Genomic DNA, 21,848 nt, shown 5'->3' on the forward strand with positions numbered 1-21,848 from the left:
CGGCCCGTCGGACCGATCAACTACTCGTGACGCTCTCACTGTTGGTCGTGAAGTTCAGGCCGCCGGACGAGGACGTGATCTCGAAGCCGAACTGCAGGTCCCCGATGGTCACGTTGCCGAACCAGCCCTTGGTGTCCTTGATCCACTTGAGGATCGGCAGGATGTCGATCGTCCCGGACGAGGAGTTGGAGCTGCGCACGAACGAGAACACGTCGTTGCTGCCGTTGTTGCCCTTGTAGACGGTCCAGGTGGAACCGCCCAGCGTCAGGCTGCCCTGCGAGGTGCCGAGCGGGCCGACCGCGCCGGTCTTGTTGACCCAGAGCATGATCTCGTAGGCGTAGTTGGTGTCCCAGATGTCGTACGACGTGTTGTACGCGCCGGACGACGGCACCGTGACGTTGTAGCTGCTCTTGAGCGAGCCGAGCGAGGTGATCGACTTGCCGATCACCTTCTTGGCGTTGGGGTAGGCCTTGATACCGCCGGTGTTGGGGTGGTTGGCGGTGACGCCCCAGTTGGTACCGGAGTTGGCCCAGATGCACTGGGTGCCGGCGCCGGAGCCCCAGATGTCGTTGTAGAGCGTGTAGCCGTTCAGGGTCGTGCTGCCCCACTGGTCGCAGGAGCTCCAGACGGCGGCGGAGGCGGGGGCCGAGGCGAGCCCGACGGTGGCGCCGAGCGCCAGGGCGGGGGCCAGCAGAGCCGTGATCAGCCTGCTGCGGGTGCGTGTTGCCATGGTGTCCCTTCCATGGGTGGGGGGAGTTGCGTGTGGCTACCGCGCCCCCAGGGTGAGGACGCGGTCTTCTCCGGCGACGAGTTCGAGCGGCTGCGTGCCGGAGGAAGTCCGCAGTTCGACGTGGTGGGTGCGGGAGGGCCGGAGGACGGCCACGGTCGTGTCCGGCGTCCAGGTCAGATCGAGTTCCGCCCCGAACCTCGTGCGTATGCCGGTGAGTCGACCCTGTGGATACGCCGCCGGCAGCGCAGGCAGCAGGACCAGCCGGTCCGGCGTCGACTGCACCAGCGCCTCGACGATCACGCCGGGCAGGGTGTGCGCGGCGTCCGCGTTGTAGACGTCGCGGTTCGGGTAGTGCGCGCTCATCAGCGAGGCGTGGAAGAAATCGCCGTCGAGGACCTGGCCGAGGGCGTGCGCGACCCGTTCGCCGTCGCGGAGGCGGGCGGCGACGAGCGCGTGGTGGAGGTGACCGTGCGCCGAATCGTTCTCGGCGCCCCGGAGTTGGAGCGCCCGGTGCGCGGCGGACGCGAGGCGCGGGGTGTCGTAGGGGTTGATCTCGTCGAGGGGCCAGACGCCGTAGAGATGGCTGAGGTGGCGGTGGTCGTAGGTGTCCTCCAGGCCCGGCCACGCCCATTCGGCCAGGGCGCCGTCCGCGTTGACGCGGTGCGGCGGGAGCCGGTCGGCGAGAGCGCGCCATCGGTCGGCCTCCGGGGTGCCCGGGTGGTAGTCGGCCGCGGTCCGCAGCGCGTGCCGGGCGGCGGAGAGGTCCATCGCAGCGTTGACCGCGCCCCAACTGCCGTTCGCGGGACGGTTCTCGGGCGAGTAGGAGGGGACGACGACCAGTTGCCCGTCCTGGTCGGTGCGGGTCAGGAAGTCCTCGTAGAACAGGGCGACTTCGGCGAGTGCGGCGGCGGTGCGGGGGTCGCGTGCGCCGCGCGTCTCGTCGTGGTCGACGAGCGGCTTGAGCAGCCAGTCGGCGCCGGCGGTCCACAGCTGCAGCGGGTACTCGCGGCTGAAGTGGTACGACAGCCCGGACTCGCCGTCGCTGTGGGCGGGCGCGACGACGCCCCGGGCGCCGAAGACGGCACGAGCGTTCTCCCGCCAGTCGTCGAGCTGACGATGGATCAGGGAAGCCAGGGCGTCCGTGACTTCGGGGAGGGCGGCGCTCGCGGCGGAGGCGGTCTGGAGGTTGAGGTTCGCGTCGTTGGTGAACGCGCCGGACCAGGCCGTGTTCCAGTCGCCGGTCCACAGTCCGGTGAGGCGGGGCGGCAGCAGGCCGCTGGCGGAGAGGAGGTGGTGGCGGCCTGCGGCGAAGAGGCGTTCCAGGAGTGCGGGGCTACCGGGGTGCTTGAGCAACTCGGAGCCGGGTAGGGCACGTTCGGTGGCGTCGGCCCGCAGATCGAGGGTGACGCGGCTGTAGGCCGTGCGGTGGAGGGCGAGATGCCGGTCGAGGAGGGTGTCGTAGGGCTGCCGCTCGTCGGGCAGCAGGGCCTGCAGGGCTCGGGTCTCCGCCGCGACGTCCAGTTCTCCGGTGTGGCGTCGTACCCGGGTGAGGAGCAGGACCTCGGTGGCGCCGGTGACGCGAACTCCGGTCGGGGCGAGTCGGGTTGTTCCGCCGGTGACCACGGCCAGGGTCACCCCGGTGTAGGCGTGGTCGCTGTCGGGGTAGCGGACTCGGAGGTTGAGCAGGGCGCCGTCGGGGGTGAGGAGCGTGCCATGGCCGACGGACAACCCCGCGGGCGCACCCGGAAGTTGGTGCTCCTGGGCGAGGTCGAGGGTGAGGTCGGCGGCCGTGACGTGCTGGACGATCACGTCGTCGGCGCGGGAGACGAAGACGCGGCTGCGCCGGTCGCCGCGGTGGGCGGTGGTCTCGCCGGTGGTGAAGTCGACGGAGCGGCGGTAGTCGCGTTCCGCGCCGGCGGTCGACCGGCTGCGCAGTCGTGTCCGGAAGGCCGGGTGGAAAGGCTGGACCCACTGGAGCGGGCGGCCGTCCGTGAAGTCCTCGGCGGCCGTGAGGTCACCGGCGAGCAACCGGTCCTGGAGCGCGGGGAGTCGGGCGGCGAGGTGAGGGGGCCTGGCGTGCTCGGCGCCGTTCGGGCGAACGAGGGTGTGATGGGTGACGATGACACGGTCGTCGTCCGGATCACCGAACACGAGCGCGCCGTGGCGGCCGTTGCCGCTCAGGAAGGCGTCCTCCCAGCGAGCGGCGGGGAGGGGTTCCCAGGTGCCGTGGACGGCGCTCTCAGCTGCGGACCCACCCGTCATGGCCGTAGCACCGCCACCCCGTAGCGGCCGAGCGTGAGTTCTCCCTCGACGGTCGCGCCGGTGAGCAAGTCCTCGTTGCGGCCCGGGACTTCGACGGTCATCGGTTCGCGCCCGTGGTTCAGGAGGAACAGCAGCTCGCCGCGTCGTACGGCCTCGACGCCCACCGGAAGCCCTTCGAGCACCGGGCGGATCCCCGCATCGGCGGCGACCCGGGCGAGCAGGGTACGGAGCGCGTACGGCTCGGGGAGCGTGGAGACGTACCAGGCCCGGCCCTTGCGCAGCACGGCCGGCAGCCCTTCCAACTCCCCGCCCTTGTATGGGATCGCCTCGTCGGCGGCCCCGTCCTCGGGCTCGATCTCCTCCGACCAGAGCGTCCCGCGGAAGCCCTCGCACTCGACTGTCTCCTCCGGGTCCAGCGGCCACCACTCGTGCAGGGTGCGGATGCCGAACAGCTCGCGGAGCCGGGCGTCCATGCCGCCGGGCCGTACCCGGTCGTCCTCGTCGGCGATCCCCGTGAGGAAGCCGCAGACGAGGGTGCCGCCGCCGCGGACGTAGGCGAGGAGGTTGTCGACGGCGGTGTCGGTGAGGAGATAGAGCTGCGGTACGACCACCAACTCGTAGGCGGACAGGTCGTGTTCGGGGTGGGCGAAGTCGGTGGTGAGGTGGGACTCCCAGAGGGCGCGGTGCCAGGCACGGACGACCTCGGGGTGGTCGACCTCGGTGGAGAGACGGCCGTCCTGCGCGCCGGCCCACCAGGCGTGCCAGTCGTGCAGGATCGCGATGTCTGCGCGGATATGAGTACCTGTCACCTCGCCGCCGATGCGGGCGAGTTCGGCGCCGAGCTGTTTGACCTCCTGGAAGGTTCGGCCCCGCTCCCCCGCGTGGCTGAGCATCCCGGAGTGGAACTTCTCGGCGCCCTGCCGGGACTGGCGCCACTGGAAGTAGCAGACGGCGTCGGCGCCCCGGGCCACGGCCTGGAGGGACCAGAGGCGGTTGAGGCCGCGCGGCTTCGGGTGGTTCACCCCGCGCCAGTTGACCGGCCCGGCCGCCTGCTCCATGAGCATCCACGGGCCGCGCGCCTGCGAGCGGGTCAAGTCCTGGACGAGGGCGGCGCTTTGGGCGCCGAGCGGGTCGCGCGGATCGGGATAGAGGTCGACCGAGACGACGTCCTCCTCCTCGGACCAGCGCCAGCCGTCCTGGCCGACCCACAGCGGCATGAAGTTGGTGGTGACCGGAAGGTGCGGGGTGTACCGGCGGACGATGTCGCGCTCGGCGGTGCAGCACTCCAGGAGCATGTCGGAGGTGAAGCGCCGGAAGTCGAGCACGTGGGTGGGGTTGTTGAGGTAGTGGGCGTGGCGCGGGGGCAGGATGCCGTCCCAGGTGTCGTAGCCCTGGCTCCAGAACGCCGTGCCCCAGGCGGAGTTGAGGGCGTCGAGCGTGCCGTGCTTCGCGCGCAGCCAGCGGCGGAAGGCGACGGCGGCCTCGTCGCCGTAGTCGAAGGTGCAGTACTCGTTGTTGATGTGCCACATGGTGAGGGCGGGGTGGCCGGCGTAACGGGCGGCCAGGGCCTCGGTGATGGCGGCGGCGTGCCGGCGGTAGACAGCGCTGGAGTGCGAGAAGTGCTGACGTCCGCCCCACCACTCGATACGGCCGTCGGCGTCGCGGGGCAGCGTCTCGGGGTGGAGGCGGCCGAGCCACGGGGGCGGGGAGGAGGTGGGGGTGGCGAGGACGACGCCGATCCCGCTGTCGTGCATCAGATCCATCAGCCGGTCGAGCCAGCCGAACTCCCTTGCCCCCGGCTCGGGTTCGAGCCTGGCCCAGGAGAAGACGCCGAGGGTGACGGAGTTGACGCCGGCGTCCTTCATCAGCCGGACGTCCTCGTACCAGGTCTCCTCGGGCCACTGTTCGGGGTTGTAGTCGCCGCCGAAGAGGACGCGGCCACGGGTGGCGTCACCGAGCTGAGGCATCAGATCCGCTCCCCGTACTGGATGCCGCGCCCGTTGGTGGCGAGGTAGACCCGGCCGTACACGCGCGGGTCACCGGTGACGCACTGCCCGGTCCAGCCCCACTGGTGCCGGTCGTCGTTGATCCGTACCCAGGTCTTCGCCTCGTCGTCGGAGCGGTAGACGGCCGTGATGGTCTCGGTCGAACCGACCTGATAGATCGCCGGGTAGTCGGCGCCGGGGGCGGGTCTGCCGAAGCCGAGGGTGTAGGAGGCCCAGCAGCTGGCGACCTTGCTGAAGCTCGCGCCGCCGTCGACGGACCGGTAGAGACCGTTCCACTTCACGCTCAGCCACAGGTCACCGGACCTGCCCGGCGCCGCGACCAGCTGGAACTGACTGTCCCCGGCGGGCAGTCCGCCCGCACGCGCAGTGAACGAGAGGCCACTGTCAGTGCTGGCGTACAGCGTTCCTGTGTCGGTGTCGTATGCGTAGAAGAGCGTCGGGTCGGCCGGGTCGGCGACCGGCGTGGCGCCCTTCGGGAAGGAGGAGACCTCGGACCAGGTCGCGCCGTTGTCCGCCGAGCGGTGAGCCGCGTACTTCGTGCCGTCCCAGTGCACGAAGGACCACAGCAGCGTACCGCCGTCGGCGCTGGTCGCGATGGGCCCCGGTGCGTCGTGGGCGATGGAGGGCTGGGCAGCGAAGGGCGCCCAGGTCCGGCCGCCGTCGCCCGAGTGTGCGCCGTTGCCGTTGTCGCCCCAGCCCGTGCGGACGACATACGCCGGCCTGCCCGCGGCCTGCGCGATCCCCGTCGCCGACCCGAACACGGGGTTCGTCGCCATGCCGCGCGACGGAGACGCCGTGAGCCGCTCGTGGTACATCACGCCGATGTCCCGCGAGGCGCTGATCAAGTGCGCCTCCCCGACCGGGGGCGAGATCAGCTGGACCACGGACGTCTCCTCCAGGCCGCGGATCCGCGGTGCCCAGTGGGTGAGGTCACGGGTGCCGTAGAGGGTGGCACCGGTGCCGTACACGACGTGCTTGGAGTCGTACGGGTCGACGGCGACGGCCTGGATCCACCAGCCGAACTTCGGCTGGTCCGCACCCCACTTGAGGAAAGGAGTCTCGGACACGTCGAAGACGGCGGAGTCCTTGAGGGACGTCCAGGTGAGGCCGCCGTCGGTGGTCCGGTACAGGGTGTCCACGGCCGCCCAGCGGTTGTTGGTGGAGACGACGACGGTGCCCGCGCGGCGGGCGTCGACGGCGACCCCGCCGTAGCCGAAGGTGTCGCTGCCGCCGGGCTGGGCGGGGGTGACGTCCGTCCAGCGCCCGGTGGCGGGCGCGAGCCTGTGAACACTGCCGGCGGACTGCCCGTTGGGCCCGGGTGCGTCGGCGTACGTCACATACAGCTCGCGGGCGCGGGCGTCGTACGCGGCACGGATCGGGACCTTGGCGGAGGTACCGGTGGGCTGCCCGGGGACGGCCTCCCACGCGCTGCCGTCCGTGGTGCGGTAGAGGTTGACGGCGGACGAGGTGCCGTCGCCGTCGCCCCACCCGGCGTAGACGGCACGACCGACGGCGACGAGGAAGGTGACGCCCTGGCCGCTCGCGCTCGGGGCGGCCGGGAAGTCGCCGACGGCCGTCCAAGTGGCGCCCCGGTCGGCCGACTTGAGCAGTCCGTCGTGCCGGGTGCCGAGCCACAGGGTGTCACTGTCACGCGGATCCACGAGCAGCCGCTCCCCGGCACCGCGCCCGTCCTCGTTGCCACCGAGCTTCACGGCGAGGTCGGTGCGGGTCCAGGAGGCGCCCCGGTCCTCTGAGCGCAGGACGGCTCCGTTGCTCGCCCAGGACTGGGCATAGGTGCCGACCGCGAGGTAAAGCCGGTCCGGATGCGCCGGGTCGACGGCCAGGGCCTCCACCCCGAGGAGATTCGAGTCGTCCCAGCCGAGTTGATCGGTGAGGGGGGTCCAGCGGGCGGTCCGGTCGTCCCAGCGGTAGGCGCCGCCGATGTCGGTACGGGCGTAGGCGAGGCCGCGTACGGAGGGGTGGAAGAGGACGCCGGTGACGAATCCGGTGCCGCCGATGGTGGCGTTGCGCCAGCGGTAGGAAGGGGTGGCTGCCGCTGCGTGCGCCGTGGTGGTGACGCCCGGCACGGTGGCAAGCGCAGCAATGGCGGCGCTGCCCGCCAGAACGGCCCGCCTGCTTATTTCCGACGCTCGCATGACATACCTCGCTCTACAAAGAATACGGTCAGGGGAGTTTCTCTTAGGGGCGCGGGGAACTGCGCGACCAGCCCCCACGCACCGCAGACAACGAACAACCGATTCAGCCCTTGACGGCCCCCGTCAACATCCCCTTCTTGAAATGCCGCTGCACGAACGGCGAAAGGACGGCCACCGGCAGCAAAGCCATCACCATGACCGCCATCTGCACGGCCAGCCCCGACAACTCCCCCGTCTTGATCGCCTGGCCGAGCCCCACCGGAGCCTCCTGTTTCTGCACCAGCTGGATCATGACGTTCTGCAGCGGCATCATGTCCTGGTCGTTGAGATACAGGGACGCGTTGAACCAGGCGCTCCAGTAACCCACGGCGTAGAACAGCGTGATGACCGCAAGCACCGCACGGGACAGCGGCATCACGATCTGCCAGAGAATCCGGAAGTCACCCGCGCCGTCGATCCGCGCGCTGTCGACGAGTTCCTGCGAGATGCCCATGAAGAACCCTCGCAGCACAAGGATGTTGAAGACGCTGAGCGCACTCGGCAGGATCAGCGCGAGATAGCTGTCGGTGAGACCGAGCGACTGCACCAGCAGGTAGGTCGGAATGAGCCCGGCGCTGAAGAACATCGTGGCGAGCAGCAGCATCAGGATCCACCGGTGCCCGAGCGAGCCGATGCGGGAGAGGCCGTAGGCGCACAGGACGGACACCGTCATGGAGAACGCCGTGCCGACGAGGGTGATGAGGACGCTGATGACCGCCGCGCGGGTGACCTGGCCGCCGCTGAGGAGTTCCTTGTAGGCGATGAAGGTGATGCCCTTGGGCACCATGACGAGGCCGCCCGCCTGGTCGATGGTCTTGCGGGAGGAGAGGCTGGTGACGAGGACGATCCAGAGCGGGAAGAGGATGCCGAGACAGGCGAGGGTGAGGACGAGCCCCTTGCCCGCGAGGCCGGCCCTGCTGGGTTCCTCCTCCCAGGTCGGCCGGGGCGGCGCGGCCCAACGGCCGCGCTGCCGTACGGACTTGGCGGGCCTGACGGGTTTGTCGATGACGGCGGTCATTTCTTGTACACCCCCTGCTCGCCCATGAGGTGGGCCACTTTGTTCGCGGCGAGGACCAGGCCGAGGCTGATCACGCCCTTGACGAGTCCGGCCGCGGCGGCGTAGCCGAAGTCCTGGTTGCGGACGCCGTTCCACCAGACGAAGGTGTCGAGGACCTCCGCCGCTCCCGGCCCGACGGCGTCGCGTTGGAGCAGGATCTGTTCGAAGCCGACGGTCAGCGCGTCGCCCACGCGCAGCACCAGCAGGAGCGCGATCACCGGCCGGAGCGCGGGCAGCGTGACGTGCCACATCCGGCGCCAGCGGCCGGCGCCGTCCATCGCGGCGGCCTCGTACAGGTCGGGGCTGACGGAGGACAGCGCGGCGAGGAAGACGATGATCCCCCAGCCCGCGTCCTTCCACACGCTCTGCGCGGTGACGAGGAACTTGAACGTGTTGGGGTCGGTCATCACGTCGAGGCCGTCGAAGCCGTGTTGCCGCAGGAGTTGCGAGAACAGCCCGGCCCCGCCCAGGAGTTGCTGGAAGACGGCGATGACCAGCACCCAGGAGAAGAAGTGCGGGAGGTAGAGGATGGCCTGGGAGAGCGCCCGGACCCGGGGCCTGACCACGCTGTTGATGAGCAGCGCCAGCAGGATCGGGATCGGGAAGAAGAGGATCAGCTGGAGGAAGAACAGGACGAGCGTGTTCTGTACGGCGTTCCAGAACGCGGAGTCCGCGAAGATCTGCTGGAAGTTCTCCAGCCCGACCCAGGGGCTGTGCAGCATCGAGACGATGCCGTTGTCGCTGGCGTAGGGGTCGTAGTCCTCGAAGGCGACGATGTTGCCGAGGATCGGCAGGTAGTTGAAGACCAGGATGAGCAGGACGGCCGGCAGGGTCATCAGGAGCAGGACGCGGTCGCGTCTGAACCTGAGGCGCCAACTCAGCTTTCCCTTGGGGCGGTTGTGCCGGGTGCCGGTGGCGCCGCCGGACGCCACCGGGGTCGGGCCCGTCGTGTCGGCCTCGGTCCTGCTCCGAGGCACCGTGCTGTGGGACACGGCCGTTCTCCTTGCCTCGGTACCGGGTCAGCTCGTCGCGGTGCCGTTGTCGTCGAGCAACTTCTGGTACCAGGCGCGGAGTTGGTCGCCACCCTTGCTCTTCCAGTCGGACACGGCCTGCTGCATGTCGCTGATCTTCTTGCGGCCCCGGGTGATGTCGTCCTCCAACTGCTCGAAGTCGTTGGAGAGGTTGGTGTAGCGGCTCGGCTCGGTGATCTGCTGGCCGTAGAAGCTGGACTTCTTCGTGAAGGCGCCCATCCGCTGCTGCCACTCGACCTGCGCCTTGGCGACGTCGGGGAAGTCGGGGTGGGCGATCGTAGCGGCTGGGCTGGCGACCATGACGTAGGCGTTGATGACCTCGTTGTTGCCCTGGTCGGTCTTGGTGGGCACGCCGTTCTTGACGGTGTAATGAGTGCCCTCCACGCCGTAGTTGGTGAGCATGTACTCCTTGGTGCCGTACGGCGCGGCGGTGACGTTGGCGACAGCCAGCGCGTCGCGGATCACGGACTCGGAGGCCTTCTTGCTGATGAAGGCGAAGATGCCGGCGGGCTGTTCGGCCCAGAGGTTCGGGTTGCCGCCGTCGTGGCCGAAGATGTCCATGCCCCAGATCTTGTAGGCCGGGTTCTGGGTGGCCTGTTCGGCGGTGCGGCTCCACCACTGCGAGATGTTGTTGGCGTAGATGAGGAACTCACCTGCCGCGAACTTGGGGCCCGGGTCGGTGGCCGCGCTCTTGCCCAGCCTGGCGTCCGGGTGGACGTATCCGGCGGCGAAGAGCTTGCGGGTCCACTCCAGCGCTTCGAGGTACTCGGGGGTCTCGATGCGGTTGATCAGTTTGCCGTCGACGAGGTTCCAGCCGAGCGGCTTCTCGCTGCCCGAGAGCACGCCGAAGACCTGGAAGGCCGTCCACTTCATGTCGAGGCAGGCCCACCGCTTGGCCTTGGCGTTGGTGATCTCCTTGCACAGCGCCATGAACTCGTCCGCGGAGGTGGGGACTTGGTACCCCTCCTTGTCGAAGATGTCCTTGCGGTACAGGGGCACGATGCCGGTGACGTACGGGGACGGCTGCGGCAGACCGCGCAGCTTGCCGCCGAATACGGAGCGTTGCCAGGCGTCCGTCGGGATCGCCGCGAGGTTCGGGTAGTCCTTGACCTTGTCGCCGGAGAGGTAGGGGCCGAGGTCGGCGAACTTGCCGATGATGGCGCTGGGTATCTTGCCGCCCATGTTCCAGCCGGGGACGACCACGACGTCCGGGATGTCGCTGGAGGCGAGTACCGCGCCGAGCTTCTGGTCGTAGGTGTTGCCGTCCTGGTTCTGCCAGGCCACGTCGACGCCGATCAGCGCGTTCATCGCCTTGTAGTAGGCGTTGTCGCTCTTCGGCGGGGAGCCCCAGAACGGCGACATGATGGAGACCTTGCCGCCCTTGCCGAGCTTCTTCGGCACCGAGGTCTTCAGCGTGGCGAGGTCGAGCTTGCTGGTGAAGCCGATCGCCGAGCCGTTCTTGGAGGGGAGGTCCGGGGTCACCACGTTGCTGGCCACGAACGCGGGCAGCAGCTTCTTGACGCCCTTGCCCTCCGAACTGCCCCCGCCCGAGCCGCTGTCCGAGGCGCCACAGGCGGAGAGCAGCGGTACCCCTCCCGCCACCGCTGCGGCGACGACCGCCGTGGAGGCGAGGAAGCTTCTCCGGCTGGGAGCGGAGGCGGCGGAGGCGTTCGGCGTCATTGCGTCAACCCTTCATGGCGCACCAGGACACCCGGCGGTGGAGCCGTCGGCTGCGGTGTCTTGAGTGGAACAGAGCACTTAGTCGAAGCGCTTCGATGTTGCTGCGAGGTTAAGTGAACGCCCGAGGGTGCACAAGGGTCGCTTCCAAGATTCCTCCGAGGTGTGGGGGGTGACCTGTCCGTATGTGCTGCTTGAAATAACGGTGAAGGTCTCTTGACACTCGCTCCGCATCGAATCAGCATCGAAGCGCTTCGAAAGAGCCGCGCCGCTCCATCGCAAGGGGAACCCCACGTGACCGCACAAACGCCGCCTACGCCGCCTTTCCGCGACCCGCAGCTGCCGTTCGCGAAGCGCATCGACGATCTGCTGGCACGGCTCACCCTCGACGAGAAGATCGGATTTCTGCACCAGTACGCGCCCGCCGTCGAGCGCCTGGGCGTCGCCGCGTTCCGCACCGGCCAGGAGGCCCTGCACGGGGTGGCGTGGATGGGCCCGGCGACGGTCTTCCCGCAGGCGGTGGGCCTGGGCGCGACCTGGAACGAGGAGCTCGTACGCCGGGTCGGCGACGCGGTGTCCAAGGAGGTCCGCGCGATGCGCGCCCGCGACGACCGCGTGGGCCTCAACGTGTGGGCCCCCACGGTGAACCTGCTGCGCCACCCGCTGTGGGGCCGTAACGAGGAGGGCTACTCGGAGGATCCGAAGCTGACCTCGGCGATCGCCACCGCGTACACGCGCGGCCTGCGCGGCGACCATCCGACGTACTGGCGCACGGCGCCCGTCCTCAAGCACTGGCTGGCGCACAACAACGAGACGGGCCGCGACGTCACCTCGTCCTCCGTCCGCCCGCGCGTGCTGCACGAGTACGACCTGCGCGCGTTCCGCGAGACGGTCGAGGCGGGCGCGGTGGCCGGGGTGATGCCCGCGTACAACCTGGTCAACGGCCGCCCCAACCACGTCTCACCGTATCTGCGCGAGCAGTTGCGCACCTGGACCGAAGAGGACCTGCTGGTCTGCTCGGACGCGGGCGCGCCCTCCAACCTGGTGGACTCCGAGCACTACTTCGACACCCACGAGGAGGCGACGGCGGCCTCGCTCCTCGCCGGCGTGGACAGCTTCACCGACCATGGCACGGACAGCTCGACGATCGTCGGTCGGATCCAAGGCGCCCTGGAGCAGGGCCTGTTGACGGAGGCCGACATCGACGCGGCGGTGCGCCGTCAGCTCTCGGTCCGGTTCCGGCTCGGCGAGTTCGACCCGGCACACGACCCGCACACCGGCACCGAGGACTTCGACACCCCGGCGCACCAAGCCCTCGCCCAGGAGGCCGCCGAACAGGCGGTGGTCCTGCTCAAGAACGCCGACGATCTGCTGCCCCTCGCCCACGACACCCGCCTCGCCGTGGTCGGACTGCTCGCCGACGAGTGCAAACTCGACTGGTACAGCGGCACGTTGATCCACCGCTCCACCCCGCTGGAGGGCCTGTACGAGCGGTTCGGCGCCGAGCGCGTCGAGTTCGCGGAGGGCGTGGACCGGGTCAGGCTGAGGACCTCGCGAGGCGACTGCCTGCACGTCCCGCTGGCGGACGTGCCCGACGAAGTGCGCGGCGCCGAGGGCGCGTTGGACCCCGCCCTCCTCGCGGGCCGCACCGACCTGCCCCCGCTCACCACCGACGCCACCGGCACCGAACTCGCGCTCGTCGACTGGGGCGAGGGCGTCCTCACCCTCCGCGCCCCCGACGGCCGTTACCTCTCGGTCGCCGAGGACGGCTATGTGCGCGCCTCCGCCGACCAGCCCGGCGGCTGGGTCGTCCAGGAGACATTCCGCCTGGAACCACACGAGAACGGTCACCTCCTGCTGCACATCGGTACGGGTCGCCACGTCTCTGTCGCCGCCGACGGCGTGAAGGTTGCCGAAGAAGGGGGAGATGTCTTCGAGCTGGTGATCGCCGAGCGCGGCGAGGACGCGGTGACCCGGGTCGCCGAGGCCGCGGACGTGGTGCTCGTCGTCGCGGGCAACGACCCGCACATCAACGGCCGCGAGACCGAGGACCGTACGACCCTCCGGCTCCCCGCCCACCAGCAGCGCCTGCTGCGCGCGGCCCGCGCAGCGAACCCGAACACGGTCCTGGCCCTGGTCTCCGCCTACCCGTACGCGGTCGACCCCGCCGAGCTCCCCGCGATCCTGTGGACCGCCCACGGCGGCCAGGCGACGGGCACCGCCCTGGCCCGCGTCCTCGCCGGAGACGTCTCCCCCGCCGGCCGGCTCCCCCAGACCTGGTACGCGGCCGACACCGACCTGCCCGACCTCCTCGACTACGACGTGATCGGCGGCCGGCAGACCTACCTCTACTTCGAGGGCACTCCGCTGTTCCCGTTCGGCCACGGCCTCTCGTACGCGTCCTTCGCGTACGGCGACCTGAGCACCCGGGCCGGACTCGGCGCGGTGCACGTGTCGTTCACGGTCACCAACACCGGGGACGTGACCGCCGACGAGGTCGCGCAGCTGTACACGCGCGCCACCGACCCGTCGGTCCCACGCCCGCGCCGCGAACTGGCCGCACACCGGCGCGTGACACTCGCCCCGGGCGGGACGGCGGAACTCTCCTTCGAACTCCCGCTGTCCGCCTTCGAGTTCTGGGACGTGGCCCGGGGTGGCCACCACCTGGAACCGGGCGGCTACGACCTCCTCGTCGGCACCTCCAGCGAGGACATCCGCCTGCGGACGACGGTGACGCTCACCGGCGAGCCCGCCGCGCCCCGCGATCTCCTCCAACGGGGCCTGCCCGCGGCCGACTTCGACGAGCAGTCGGGCGGCGAGATCGTCGACCGGACCAAGGCGGCGGGCGACGCGGCGGCGCCGGTGGGCGGCGGCACGGCCGAACTGGTCTACCGGCACTGCGACTTCGGCGCCGGGGTCACGGAGGTGACCGTGGAGGTGGCGGGCGAGGGGGCCGTGGAACTGTCCCTCGACGGCGGCCCGACACTCGCCCGACTCGCCCTGCCCGCGCCGACGTCGGGGCCCTACGACTACACCACTCTAGGCGCCGGGATCGTCGCCGAGGGCGTGCACGACGTGCACATCAGGCTGCGCGGCCCGTTGCGGCTCGCGCACGTCGGCTTCTCCGGCTGAGGGTCCGGAAGCAGGCCGACGGACAGTAGGGGCCCGGCACCGGAAGGCATCGGTGCCGGGCCCCTACAGGAAGACTATATGAAAATGATTCCCATTAGCTAGTGCCTCGCGAGGGCGACACTTCAGAGCGCGAGGCCCGTGAGCACGAGCACCCGCTCGTAGGTGTAGTCGTCCATCGCGAACTTCACGCCCTCGCGGCCGACGCCGGACTGCTTGGCGCCGCCGTAGGGCATCTGGTCGGCGCGGTAGGACGGGACGTCGCCGATCACGACACCGCCGACCTCCAGGGCGCAGTGGGCGCGGAAGGCGACCTGCACGTCGTGGGTGAACACCCCTGCCTGGAGGCCGTACTTGGAGTCGTTGGCGGCGGCGAAGGCGGCGGCCTCGCCGTCCGCCTTCGTCACGGTCAGCACCGGCCCGAAGACCTCCTCGCAGGAGATCGTCACATCGGCCGGCACGTCCGTGAGGACGGTCGGCGCGTACGAGGCGCCGTCGCGCTTGCCGCCGGTGAGGAGGGTGGCGCCGGCGTCGACGGCCTCCTGGACCCACGACTCGACGCGCTGCGCGGCGGCCTCGCTGACCAGCGGGCCGACGTCCGTCTTGGCGTCGGACGGGTCACCGGTGACCTGGGCCTCGACGGCGGCGACGATGCGCGGGAGCAGCCGGTCGTAGACGGAGGAGTCCGCGATGACCCGCTGCACGGAGATGCAGGACTGGCCGCCCTGGTAGTTGGAGAAGGTCGCGATGCGGGTCGCGGCCCAGTCGAGGTCGGCGTCGGAGGAGTAGTCCCCGAGGACCACGGCCGCGCCGTTGCCGCCCAGTTCCAGGGTGCAGTGCTTGCGCGGCACCGAGTCCATGATCGCGTAGCCGACCTTCTCCGAACCGGTGAAGGAGATCACCGGCAGCCGCTCGTCCTGGACGAGGGCGGGCATGTGGTCGTTGGCGACCGGCAGGATGCTCCACGCGCCGGCGGGCAGTTCGGACTCGGCGAGCAGGTCGCCGATGATCAGGCCGGAGAGCGGGGTGGCCGGGGCCGGCTTGAGGATGATCGGCACGCCGGCCGCGATCGCGGGGGCGATCTTGTGCGCGCAGAGGTTCAGCGGGAAGTTGAAGGGCGCGATGCCGAGGACGACGCCCTTCGGGAAGCGCCGGGTGAGGGCGAGCCGGCCCTGGCCGCCGGCGTCGGTGTCGAGGCGCTGGGCCTCGCCGCCGTTGAAGCGCCTGGCCTCCTCGGCGGCGAACCGGAACACGGACACGGCCCGGCCGACCTCGCCGCGCGCCCACTTGATCGGCTTGCCGTTCTCGGCGGAGATCAGCTGCGCGATCTCCTCGGTGCGCTCGACGAGACGCCGGCTGACGTGGTCGAGGGCGGCGGCGCGGACGTGGGCGGGGGTCGCGGCGAACTCGTCCCGTACGGCGTACGCGGCGGCCACCGCCTCCTCGACCTGGGCGTCGGTCGGCACGCTGACCTTGCCGACGAGGCGTCCGTCCCACGGGGAGGTGACGTCGAAGGTGTCCTCGCCCGTGGCCTGACGGCCGGCGAGCCAGAAGGCGTGGGTGGAAGTCATGTCCCGGCCCTTCCGCGTTGGGGGTGGTCTTGGGGCTTCTCGGTCAACCGTAGGTGCGGGGAGGCTGCGGTGCGTTTAGCCGAGTCGTAGTGGTAGCCGGCGGGAACACTACAGTTCGGCAGGGCCCGCCCGTCACTCCGCGGCGGCCGTCGCCTTCAGCGCCAGCCACAGCTCCATCCGTACGTCCGGATCGTCCAGCGACCGGCCGAGGATCTCCTCCACCCGCCGCATCCGGTACCGCAGGGTGTGCCGGTGCACCCCGAGATCGGCCGCCGCCGCGTCCCACTGTCCGTGCCGGGACAGCCAGGCCCGCAGCGAGGCGACCAGGTCACCGCGCCCGGTCGCGTCGTGCTCGGAGAGCGGCCGCAGCAGCCCGTCCGCGAAGGCCCGTACCGCGTCGTCGGCGAGCAACGGCAGCACCGACCCTGCGGCCAGCTGCTCGTGCTCTACGAAGACCCGCCCGCGCCGCCGGGCCACCGACAGCGCCTGCTCGGCCTGCTTGTAGGCGGCAGCGGCGGCGATGGGCCCGGCCGGTGCCGAGAGCCCCACGACCGGCTCGTCGTCCCCGCCCTGCTCCTGTACGTCGGCGGAGGCGCGCTCGGCCTCCAGCGCCGCCGCGTACTCACGGCAGGCCTCGACGGCCGCGCCGCCGTCGACGGCGAGCACGACGAGCCGCTCGGGCGGGTGCGACCCTTGCGGCCCTTGCGGCCCTTCCGGTACGACGAGGACGGCCTCCCCGGAGCGGGCCGCCGCCGACTCCATGACCTCGGCGAGCCCGCCCAGCGGGTCACGGTCCGCACCCGTGCCCTCCCCCACGATCACCCGGAACGGCGCGTCGAGGAGCCCCCCGAACAGGTCCCCGGCGACCGCCCGCGCGTGGTCCGGCTGCCCGGCGAGCAGCATCCGCAGCACCGCCGCGCCGATCCGCTGCTCGGCGGCCTGCAAGGACCGTGAACGTTCCGTGGTGAGGGTCAGGAGCGCGATCGCCGAGTGGACGGCGTACCGTTCCGCCGTCCCGAGCGCGGCGGCCGTGCCCACCGCGAGGGCGGCCTTCGGGCGTCGGCCGGTGCCGAGGGAGTGCAGTTCGACGCGGTCCTCGTTGTCCGGGCCGCCCACCACGGAGGAGGCCGGCGCGGGGCGCTCCCGCAGCCGTTCCACGTCCGCCGTGAGCCGGGCGGCCCGGCGGCCCGCCCACTCCGGTGCGGTGGCGACGACGGCGCCGGACGTGTCGTAGAGCGCGGCCCATCCGTCGACCTGCGAGGCGAGCGCGGCGAGCAGCCCCTCCGGACCGTCGGCAAGGGCCTGCCGGGTCAGCTCGCGCTGGGCCGCGAACCCGGCGGTCACGGACCGGTACTGGTCGGCGGCGATGGCGGCGGAGACAGCCTTGCTGATCGCGAGGAACGGGGTCCGCCGGGGCACTTCGAGCAGCGGCAGCCCCTCCTCCGCCGCGGTGTCGACCAGCGCCTCCGGGATCTCGTCGTAGTTGACCCCGACGGCGAACCCGAGCCCTACGACCCCCGCCCCCACCAGCCGCTTCACATACCGCCGCATGGCCTTGGGGTCCTCCGCGTCCAGCTTCAACGCGGTGATCAGCAGCAGTTCCCCGCCCTCCATGTACGGCACCGGGTCGGCCAGCTCGCTGACATGGGCCCAGCGCACGGGGACGTCCAGGCGGTCCTCGCCGGCGCGCACGGTGAGTTTCAGCGCGGAGTGGTGGACGAGCGAGGCGAGCGTGGGAGGCATGGGGCCTTCAGGTAGAGCAGCGGTCGGAAGGGGGTTGGAAGGGAGTTGGAAGGGAGAACGAGCGATGACTCCGGTCTTTTGGCCGCCGCGTATGAACGGCGTGCACCAATTCTGCCTCACCGTACGGTCGCGACGCCCCCGTATGTCCGGTTCAGTGCCCCTGGCCGCGCAGATCCACCAGCAGCGGCGGCGCGTGTTCCCCCTTCACGCTGGTCAGGGACAGCACCGCGTGACCGGCCGGCACACCGTGCGCCAGCTCGGACGCGGACCAGCGTTCCCGCTCTACCTGGCGGACGGTGACGGCCTCCGTGGTCACGGCCTTGCCGGTGATCAGTTTGCGGAGGGCGTGGATGGCGCGGGTCATGGGCTGGTCGGCGAAGACGGTGTGCTTGGCGACATCCGTGGTCTCCACCCATTCGGTACCCCAGGCATTCGCGAAGCGGCTGCCGTCCCAGGTGGTGACGCCGGCCAGCGCCATCCGGCAGCCGACCGCGCCGTACAGCGGGCCGTGCAGGGCCTCGGGCACGTCGCCGACGGTACGCAGGACGAGGACGACACCCGCGTCCTCGGAGCGCAGCCGCTGGATCCGGCGCAGTGACTCGGTGGTCACGGTGCCGGTGGCGTCATCGAGGACGAGGCAGGCGAAGTGCCCGCGCTCGCGGCCGCGCACCACCGCGCTGAACTGCGCGAGGACCAGTCGGGTGAGCAGCCTGGCCGCCTCGTCGTGCCCGTGCTCGGGCAGGTCGACACGGACACGCAGCGGATGGTGGGCGACGGCTCGCAGCGAGAACGGCCGTACGGTCCCGCCCCCCGCTCCGAAGAACTCGGCGAACACCGGGCGGTCGAGCAGCGCGAGCCGGTCGGCGAGAGCCTGGCCGGGGTCGTTGCCACCGCCGGCATGGCGCATGCGGGAGTCGAGTTCGCGCCGCATCATGGCGTGTCCGTCGTCGGTGAGTGCCCCACTCAGCTCCGCCAGCGCCCGTGGCTCACCCTCAAGGAGTTCGCGCAGCACGGGCAGTGCGGGAAACCTCCCGTACGCGGCCCGGTAGGGCCCGAGGAGCTGGGCGAGGGCGCCGGCGGCACGCTGCGTGTCCACCGTGTCGAGGTCGCCGACCAGGGCCTCCGCGAGCAGGGCTGCGGCCTCGTCGGGGTCGCCGGACTCGGCGTACGGGTCGAGGTCGTGGACGGACGCCGGATCCCCGACCCGGACGATCACGTCGAACGCCTCGTCCGGGCCGAGCGGCGTACCGGCCGCACACACGACGACGACGGCGCACCGGCCGGTGAGGGCCTGAAGGGTGAGATTCTCGACCACCGGCCGCACCACGTGCCGTGTCTTGCCCGATCCCGAGGGTCCGACGACGAGCAGCGAGGTCGCCAGCGTGTCCGGGCCGAGCGCGGTGCCGACGCCGCGGTAGGCGAGCGCGGTGCGCTCACCCGCCACCCAGGTCCCGATCCGCACCTGACCGGCGAGCAGGTCGTGCCGGGCGATACGGCCGGGCAGGTCGCGGGAGCCGGAGGGGTGGGTCCAGGCACTGCCGGCGGCCCGCAGCACAGTGCGGGTGAAGGAGGAGAGGTCGCCCGTCCGCCGGGCCCGCTTCCAGGCGTGCTCGACGCGCGCGCAGTCCACGTCGTTCATCCGCCCCGCCAGCACCTCGGCGGTGAGGACGTCGGCCGCCTGGGACTGCCCGGCCTCCCGTAGCTCGGGCCAGTGCGCCCGTGACCCGACAGCCGGTACCTGCTCGGCGACGGCCGCCGGAGCGGCGGTGCCGCCCGCGCCGTACCGCTGCCGCACGAGCGGCAGCCAGCCGCCGAGACGGGCGAACGGCCAGACCAGGAGCAGGCCGATGACCACGTAGAGCAGGTTGCCCATCAACGGCGTGGAAATGAGGTCGTAGCCGCCCGGGAAAAGAGCGATGAGGTGGTACGCCGGACCGGCCACCGGAAGCGCGTTCCAGCCGACGGCGGAGGGGAAGGCGCTCGGGATCACGACCAGGTTCAGGGCGACCACGGCGCCCAGCAGGGCCAGCAGCGCCCGCGCCGGTTGGCTGCGGCGGACGACGAGGTGCCGGATGATGTCGGGCCAACCGCCCAGCCGCCCCATGCCGTAGACGAGGAGGCCGAAGAAGATGCCGTCGGAGACCGTCACGGCATCCACGCCCTTGCCTTTCGGCGACGAGGTGCCGACCCACCACCAGTCGGCCGGTGTGAACACCTTGAGCAGCGCCCATTGGTAAGGGATGCTGCCGTGCTTCCAGAGCGACCACAGCACCATGCCCACGACGAGCGGGACGATGACGCCGACGATGGTGATCGGTGACAGCCGCTCCGAGTTCTGTTCCGGCCTGGGCTTGCGGTACCCGAACCGCCAGATCCCGGGGCCGGCGGCAGGCCGGGGCTCGTCGAGCCAGTCGGCGACGGCGGCGCCGACCGCGCCCGGGGCGTGCGTCGGCCTCGGCGGCACTCCGGAGGCCTCCGCCGGCCGTGCCGGACGCGGCACAGGATTCGCATGCGTACCCCGTGCGTCCCGCGTCCCGTCGCTGTCCATCGCCCTCGCCCCTTGACCAGCCGTTCCGTGCATCGTCAGCGAGTCAATCTAACGCGCCAGGAAGGGGAGTTCACCGTTTACGCGGCCGGGCCCGCCACAAGCTCCGCGGGCCCGGCACTGTCCACGGCGGACAACCCGCGGCGCCGACACCGCCCACATGGAGCATGCCCAGCCCTCGCCCCCGGTCCTAGCCTGCGAGAAAGGAAGAAAAAGAAAACAGGAAAGCGCGCAAGCGTCCGCACCACCCCAGGAGCCCCTCATGACCGCACTTCCGCAGGAGCGCCGCGTCGTCACCGCGATCCCCGGCCCGAAGTCCCAGGAGCTGCAGGCCCGCCGTACCGCGGCGGTCGCGGCCGGTGTGGGTTCCGTGCTGCCCGTGTTCACCGCGCGCGCGGGCGGCGGGATCATCGAGGACGTCGACGGGAACCGGTTCATCGACTTCGGTTCCGGTATCGCGGTGACGAGTGTCGGCGCCTCCGCCGAGGCCGTCGTCCGCCGTGCCGCCGCGCAGCTCGCCGACTTCACCCACACCTGTTTCATGGTCACGCCGTACGAGGGCTACGTGGAGGTCGCGGAGGCGCTGGCCGAGCTGACCCCGGGTGACCACGCCAAGAAGTCGGCGCTGTTCAACTCCGGCGCCGAGGCCGTCGAGAACGCCGTGAAGATCGCGCGGGCGTACACCAAGCGGCAGGCCGTCGTCGTGTTCGACCACGGGTACCACGGGCGCACCAACCTGACCATGGCGCTGACGGCGAAGAACATGCCGTACAAGAACGGCTTCGGGCCGTTCGCGCCCGAGGTGTACCGCGTGCCCGTGGCCTACGGCTACCGCTGGCCGACCGGTGCGGAGAACGCCGGTGCCGAGGCGTCCGCACAGGCCATCGACATGATCAACAAGCAGATCGGCGCCGACAACGTCGCCGCGATCATCATCGAGCCGGTCCTCGGCGAGGGCGGCTTCATCGAGCCGGCGAAGGGCTTCCTGCCGGCGCTCAGCGCGTTCGCCAAGGCCAACGGGATCGTGTTCGTCGCGGACGAGATCCAGTCGGGGTTCTGCCGTACGGGTCAGTGGTTCGCGTGCGAGGACGAGGGTGTCGTCCCTGATCTGATCACCACCGCGAAGGGCATCGCGGGCGGGCTGCCGCTCGCCGCCGTCACCGGTCGCGCCGAGATCATGGACGCCGCGCACGCCGGCGGTCTGGGTGGTACGTACGGCGGCAACCCCGTCGCCTGCGCCGGTGCGCTCGGCGCGATCGAGACCATGAAGGAACTCGATCTCAACGCAAAGGCCAAGAACATCGAGGCCGTGATGAAGGTCCGGCTCGGTGCCATGGCGGAGAAGTTCGACATCATCGGCGATGTGCGGGGGCGCGGCGCGATGATCGCCATCGAGCTGGTCAAGGACCGTACGACCAAGGAGCCGAACCCGGAGGCGACCGCCGCGCTCGCCAAGGCGTGTCACCAGGAGGGGCTGCTGGTCCTGACCTGTGGCACCTACGGCAACGTCCTCCGTTTCCTGCCCCCGCTGGTCATCGGGGAGGACCTGCTGACCGAGGGCCTCGACATCATCGAGCAGGCGTTCGCACGTATCTGAGCCCCCCTCTCCCGCACTTCCCTGCCACAGGGGAACCCGCAGCTCCCGCACAGGGGTCGAGCCTCATGCGCCCCGCCCGCCCCAGCTCTTTCATCCCCAGCGATTCACAGGCTGGGGCGGCGGCCGTCAGGCCGTGTGAAGAAGGTGTGCGGGGTGCATGACGGGACGCGAATCCGCCTGTCTTCCCTCCCGTCACTGCCGTAGGTTCTACCCAGATGAGAGATACACCCCGCCCACAGGGGACTGTGGGCGACTTCAGGACGAGGCCTCCCCAGCTTCGCCCTGGTCGTGCCCTCGCGCACACA

General features: G+C 70.8%; 12 protein-coding genes. 2 read left to right on the top strand and 10 right to left on the bottom strand.

The window, feature by feature from the left end; all coding sequences use genetic code 11:
- Window positions 1–16: 16 nt before the first annotated feature.
- The 7 genes from AB0I51_RS10045 to AB0I51_RS10075 form a co-directional block, all read right to left on the bottom strand.
- Window positions 17–730: a hypothetical protein gene (locus AB0I51_RS10045; protein WP_362973260.1), complete on the bottom strand. Its 714-nt coding sequence runs from the start codon at window positions 728–730 to the stop codon at window positions 17–19.
- A gap of 36 nt (window positions 731–766) precedes the next feature.
- The gene (locus tag AB0I51_RS10050) at window positions 767–2,992 is read right to left on the bottom strand and encodes a glycoside hydrolase N-terminal domain-containing protein (RefSeq protein WP_362973262.1); all 2,226 of its coding nucleotides are present in this window, start codon (window positions 2,990–2,992) and stop codon (window positions 767–769) included.
- Window positions 2,989–4,959 (bottom strand): beta-galactosidase, encoded by a 1,971-nt coding sequence (locus tag AB0I51_RS10055; protein WP_362973264.1) that lies wholly within the window; start codon window positions 4,957–4,959, stop codon window positions 2,989–2,991. Before AB0I51_RS10055 ends, AB0I51_RS10050 begins: the two co-directional genes overlap by 4 nt.
- Entirely contained in the window at window positions 4,959–7,154 is a 2,196-nt protein-coding gene (locus AB0I51_RS10060) for a 1,4-beta-glucanase (RefSeq protein WP_362973266.1), read from the bottom strand. Before AB0I51_RS10060 ends, AB0I51_RS10055 begins: the two co-directional genes overlap by 1 nt.
- 103 nt (window positions 7,155–7,257) lie before the next feature.
- Window positions 7,258–8,211 carry a carbohydrate ABC transporter permease gene (locus tag AB0I51_RS10065; RefSeq protein ID WP_362973268.1) on the bottom strand — a complete coding sequence of 318 codons (954 nt, stop codon included), beginning with the start codon at window positions 8,209–8,211 and terminating at the stop codon, window positions 7,258–7,260.
- Window positions 8,208–9,242: an ABC transporter permease subunit gene (locus AB0I51_RS10070; RefSeq protein WP_362973270.1), complete on the bottom strand. Its 1,035-nt coding sequence runs from the start codon at window positions 9,240–9,242 to the stop codon at window positions 8,208–8,210. Before AB0I51_RS10070 ends, AB0I51_RS10065 begins: the two co-directional genes overlap by 4 nt.
- A gap of 27 nt (window positions 9,243–9,269) precedes the next feature.
- A complete protein-coding gene (locus AB0I51_RS10075; protein WP_362973272.1) occupies window positions 9,270–10,961 on the bottom strand; it encodes an extracellular solute-binding protein in 1,692 nt (563 codons plus the stop codon).
- Between the two features lie 291 nt (window positions 10,962–11,252).
- Between AB0I51_RS10075 and AB0I51_RS10080 the strand changes: the two genes are divergently transcribed.
- The gene (locus tag AB0I51_RS10080) at window positions 11,253–14,090 is read left to right on the top strand and encodes a glycoside hydrolase family 3 C-terminal domain-containing protein (protein WP_362973274.1); all 2,838 of its coding nucleotides are present in this window, start codon (window positions 11,253–11,255) and stop codon (window positions 14,088–14,090) included.
- Between the two features lie 122 nt (window positions 14,091–14,212).
- On the opposite strand, the gene AB0I51_RS10085 is transcribed toward AB0I51_RS10080, so the two are convergent.
- The 3 genes from AB0I51_RS10085 to AB0I51_RS10095 form a co-directional block, all read right to left on the bottom strand.
- Entirely contained in the window at window positions 14,213–15,658 is a 1,446-nt protein-coding gene (locus AB0I51_RS10085; protein ID WP_362973276.1) for an aldehyde dehydrogenase family protein, read from the bottom strand.
- 132 nt (window positions 15,659–15,790) lie between these two features.
- Complete coding sequence (locus tag AB0I51_RS10090; RefSeq protein ID WP_362973278.1) at window positions 15,791–17,401, bottom strand: PucR family transcriptional regulator; 1,611 nt, start codon at window positions 17,399–17,401, stop codon at window positions 15,791–15,793.
- 151 nt (window positions 17,402–17,552) lie between these two features.
- Window positions 17,553–19,949, bottom strand: coding sequence for an ATP/GTP-binding protein (locus AB0I51_RS10095; protein WP_362973280.1), 2,397 nt, complete (start codon window positions 19,947–19,949; stop codon window positions 17,553–17,555).
- Between the two features lie 259 nt (window positions 19,950–20,208).
- Here AB0I51_RS10095 and gabT point away from each other — a divergent pair, with 259 nt between their 5' ends.
- Window positions 20,209–21,543 carry a 4-aminobutyrate--2-oxoglutarate transaminase gene (gabT, locus tag AB0I51_RS10100; protein ID WP_362973282.1) on the top strand — a complete coding sequence of 445 codons (1,335 nt, stop codon included), beginning with the start codon at window positions 20,209–20,211 and terminating at the stop codon, window positions 21,541–21,543.
- Window positions 21,544–21,848 lie beyond the last annotated feature (305 nt).

This window comes from Streptomyces sp. NPDC050549 (assembly GCF_040655035.1).
Taxonomy (GTDB): domain Bacteria; phylum Actinomycetota; class Actinomycetes; order Streptomycetales; family Streptomycetaceae; genus Streptomyces.

What these genes read in the sequence shown, in the direction of transcription:
- gabT (WP_362973282.1), top strand. Translation starts at nt 20,209, where the DNA reads ATGACCGCACTTCCGCAGGAGCGCCGCGTCGTCACCGCGATCCCCGGC.
- AB0I51_RS10065 (WP_362973268.1), bottom strand. Translation starts at nt 8,211, where the DNA reads ATGACCGCCGTCATCGACAAACCCGTCAGGCCCGCCAAGTCCGTACGG.
- AB0I51_RS10050 (WP_362973262.1), bottom strand. Translation starts at nt 2,992, where the DNA reads ATGACGGGTGGGTCCGCAGCTGAGAGCGCCGTCCACGGCACCTGGGAA.
- AB0I51_RS10055 (WP_362973264.1), bottom strand. Translation starts at nt 4,959, where the DNA reads ATGCCTCAGCTCGGTGACGCCACCCGTGGCCGCGTCCTCTTCGGCGGC.
- AB0I51_RS10060 (WP_362973266.1), bottom strand. Translation starts at nt 7,154, where the DNA reads ATGCGAGCGTCGGAAATAAGCAGGCGGGCCGTTCTGGCGGGCAGCGCC.
- AB0I51_RS10075 (WP_362973272.1), bottom strand. Translation starts at nt 10,961, where the DNA reads ATGACGCCGAACGCCTCCGCCGCCTCCGCTCCCAGCCGGAGAAGCTTC.
- AB0I51_RS10090 (WP_362973278.1), bottom strand. Translation starts at nt 17,401, where the DNA reads ATGCCTCCCACGCTCGCCTCGCTCGTCCACCACTCCGCGCTGAAACTC.
- AB0I51_RS10045 (WP_362973260.1), bottom strand. Translation starts at nt 730, where the DNA reads ATGGCAACACGCACCCGCAGCAGGCTGATCACGGCTCTGCTGGCCCCC.
- AB0I51_RS10095 (WP_362973280.1), bottom strand. Translation starts at nt 19,949, where the DNA reads ATGGACAGCGACGGGACGCGGGACGCACGGGGTACGCATGCGAATCCT.
- AB0I51_RS10085 (WP_362973276.1), bottom strand. Translation starts at nt 15,658, where the DNA reads ATGACTTCCACCCACGCCTTCTGGCTCGCCGGCCGTCAGGCCACGGGC.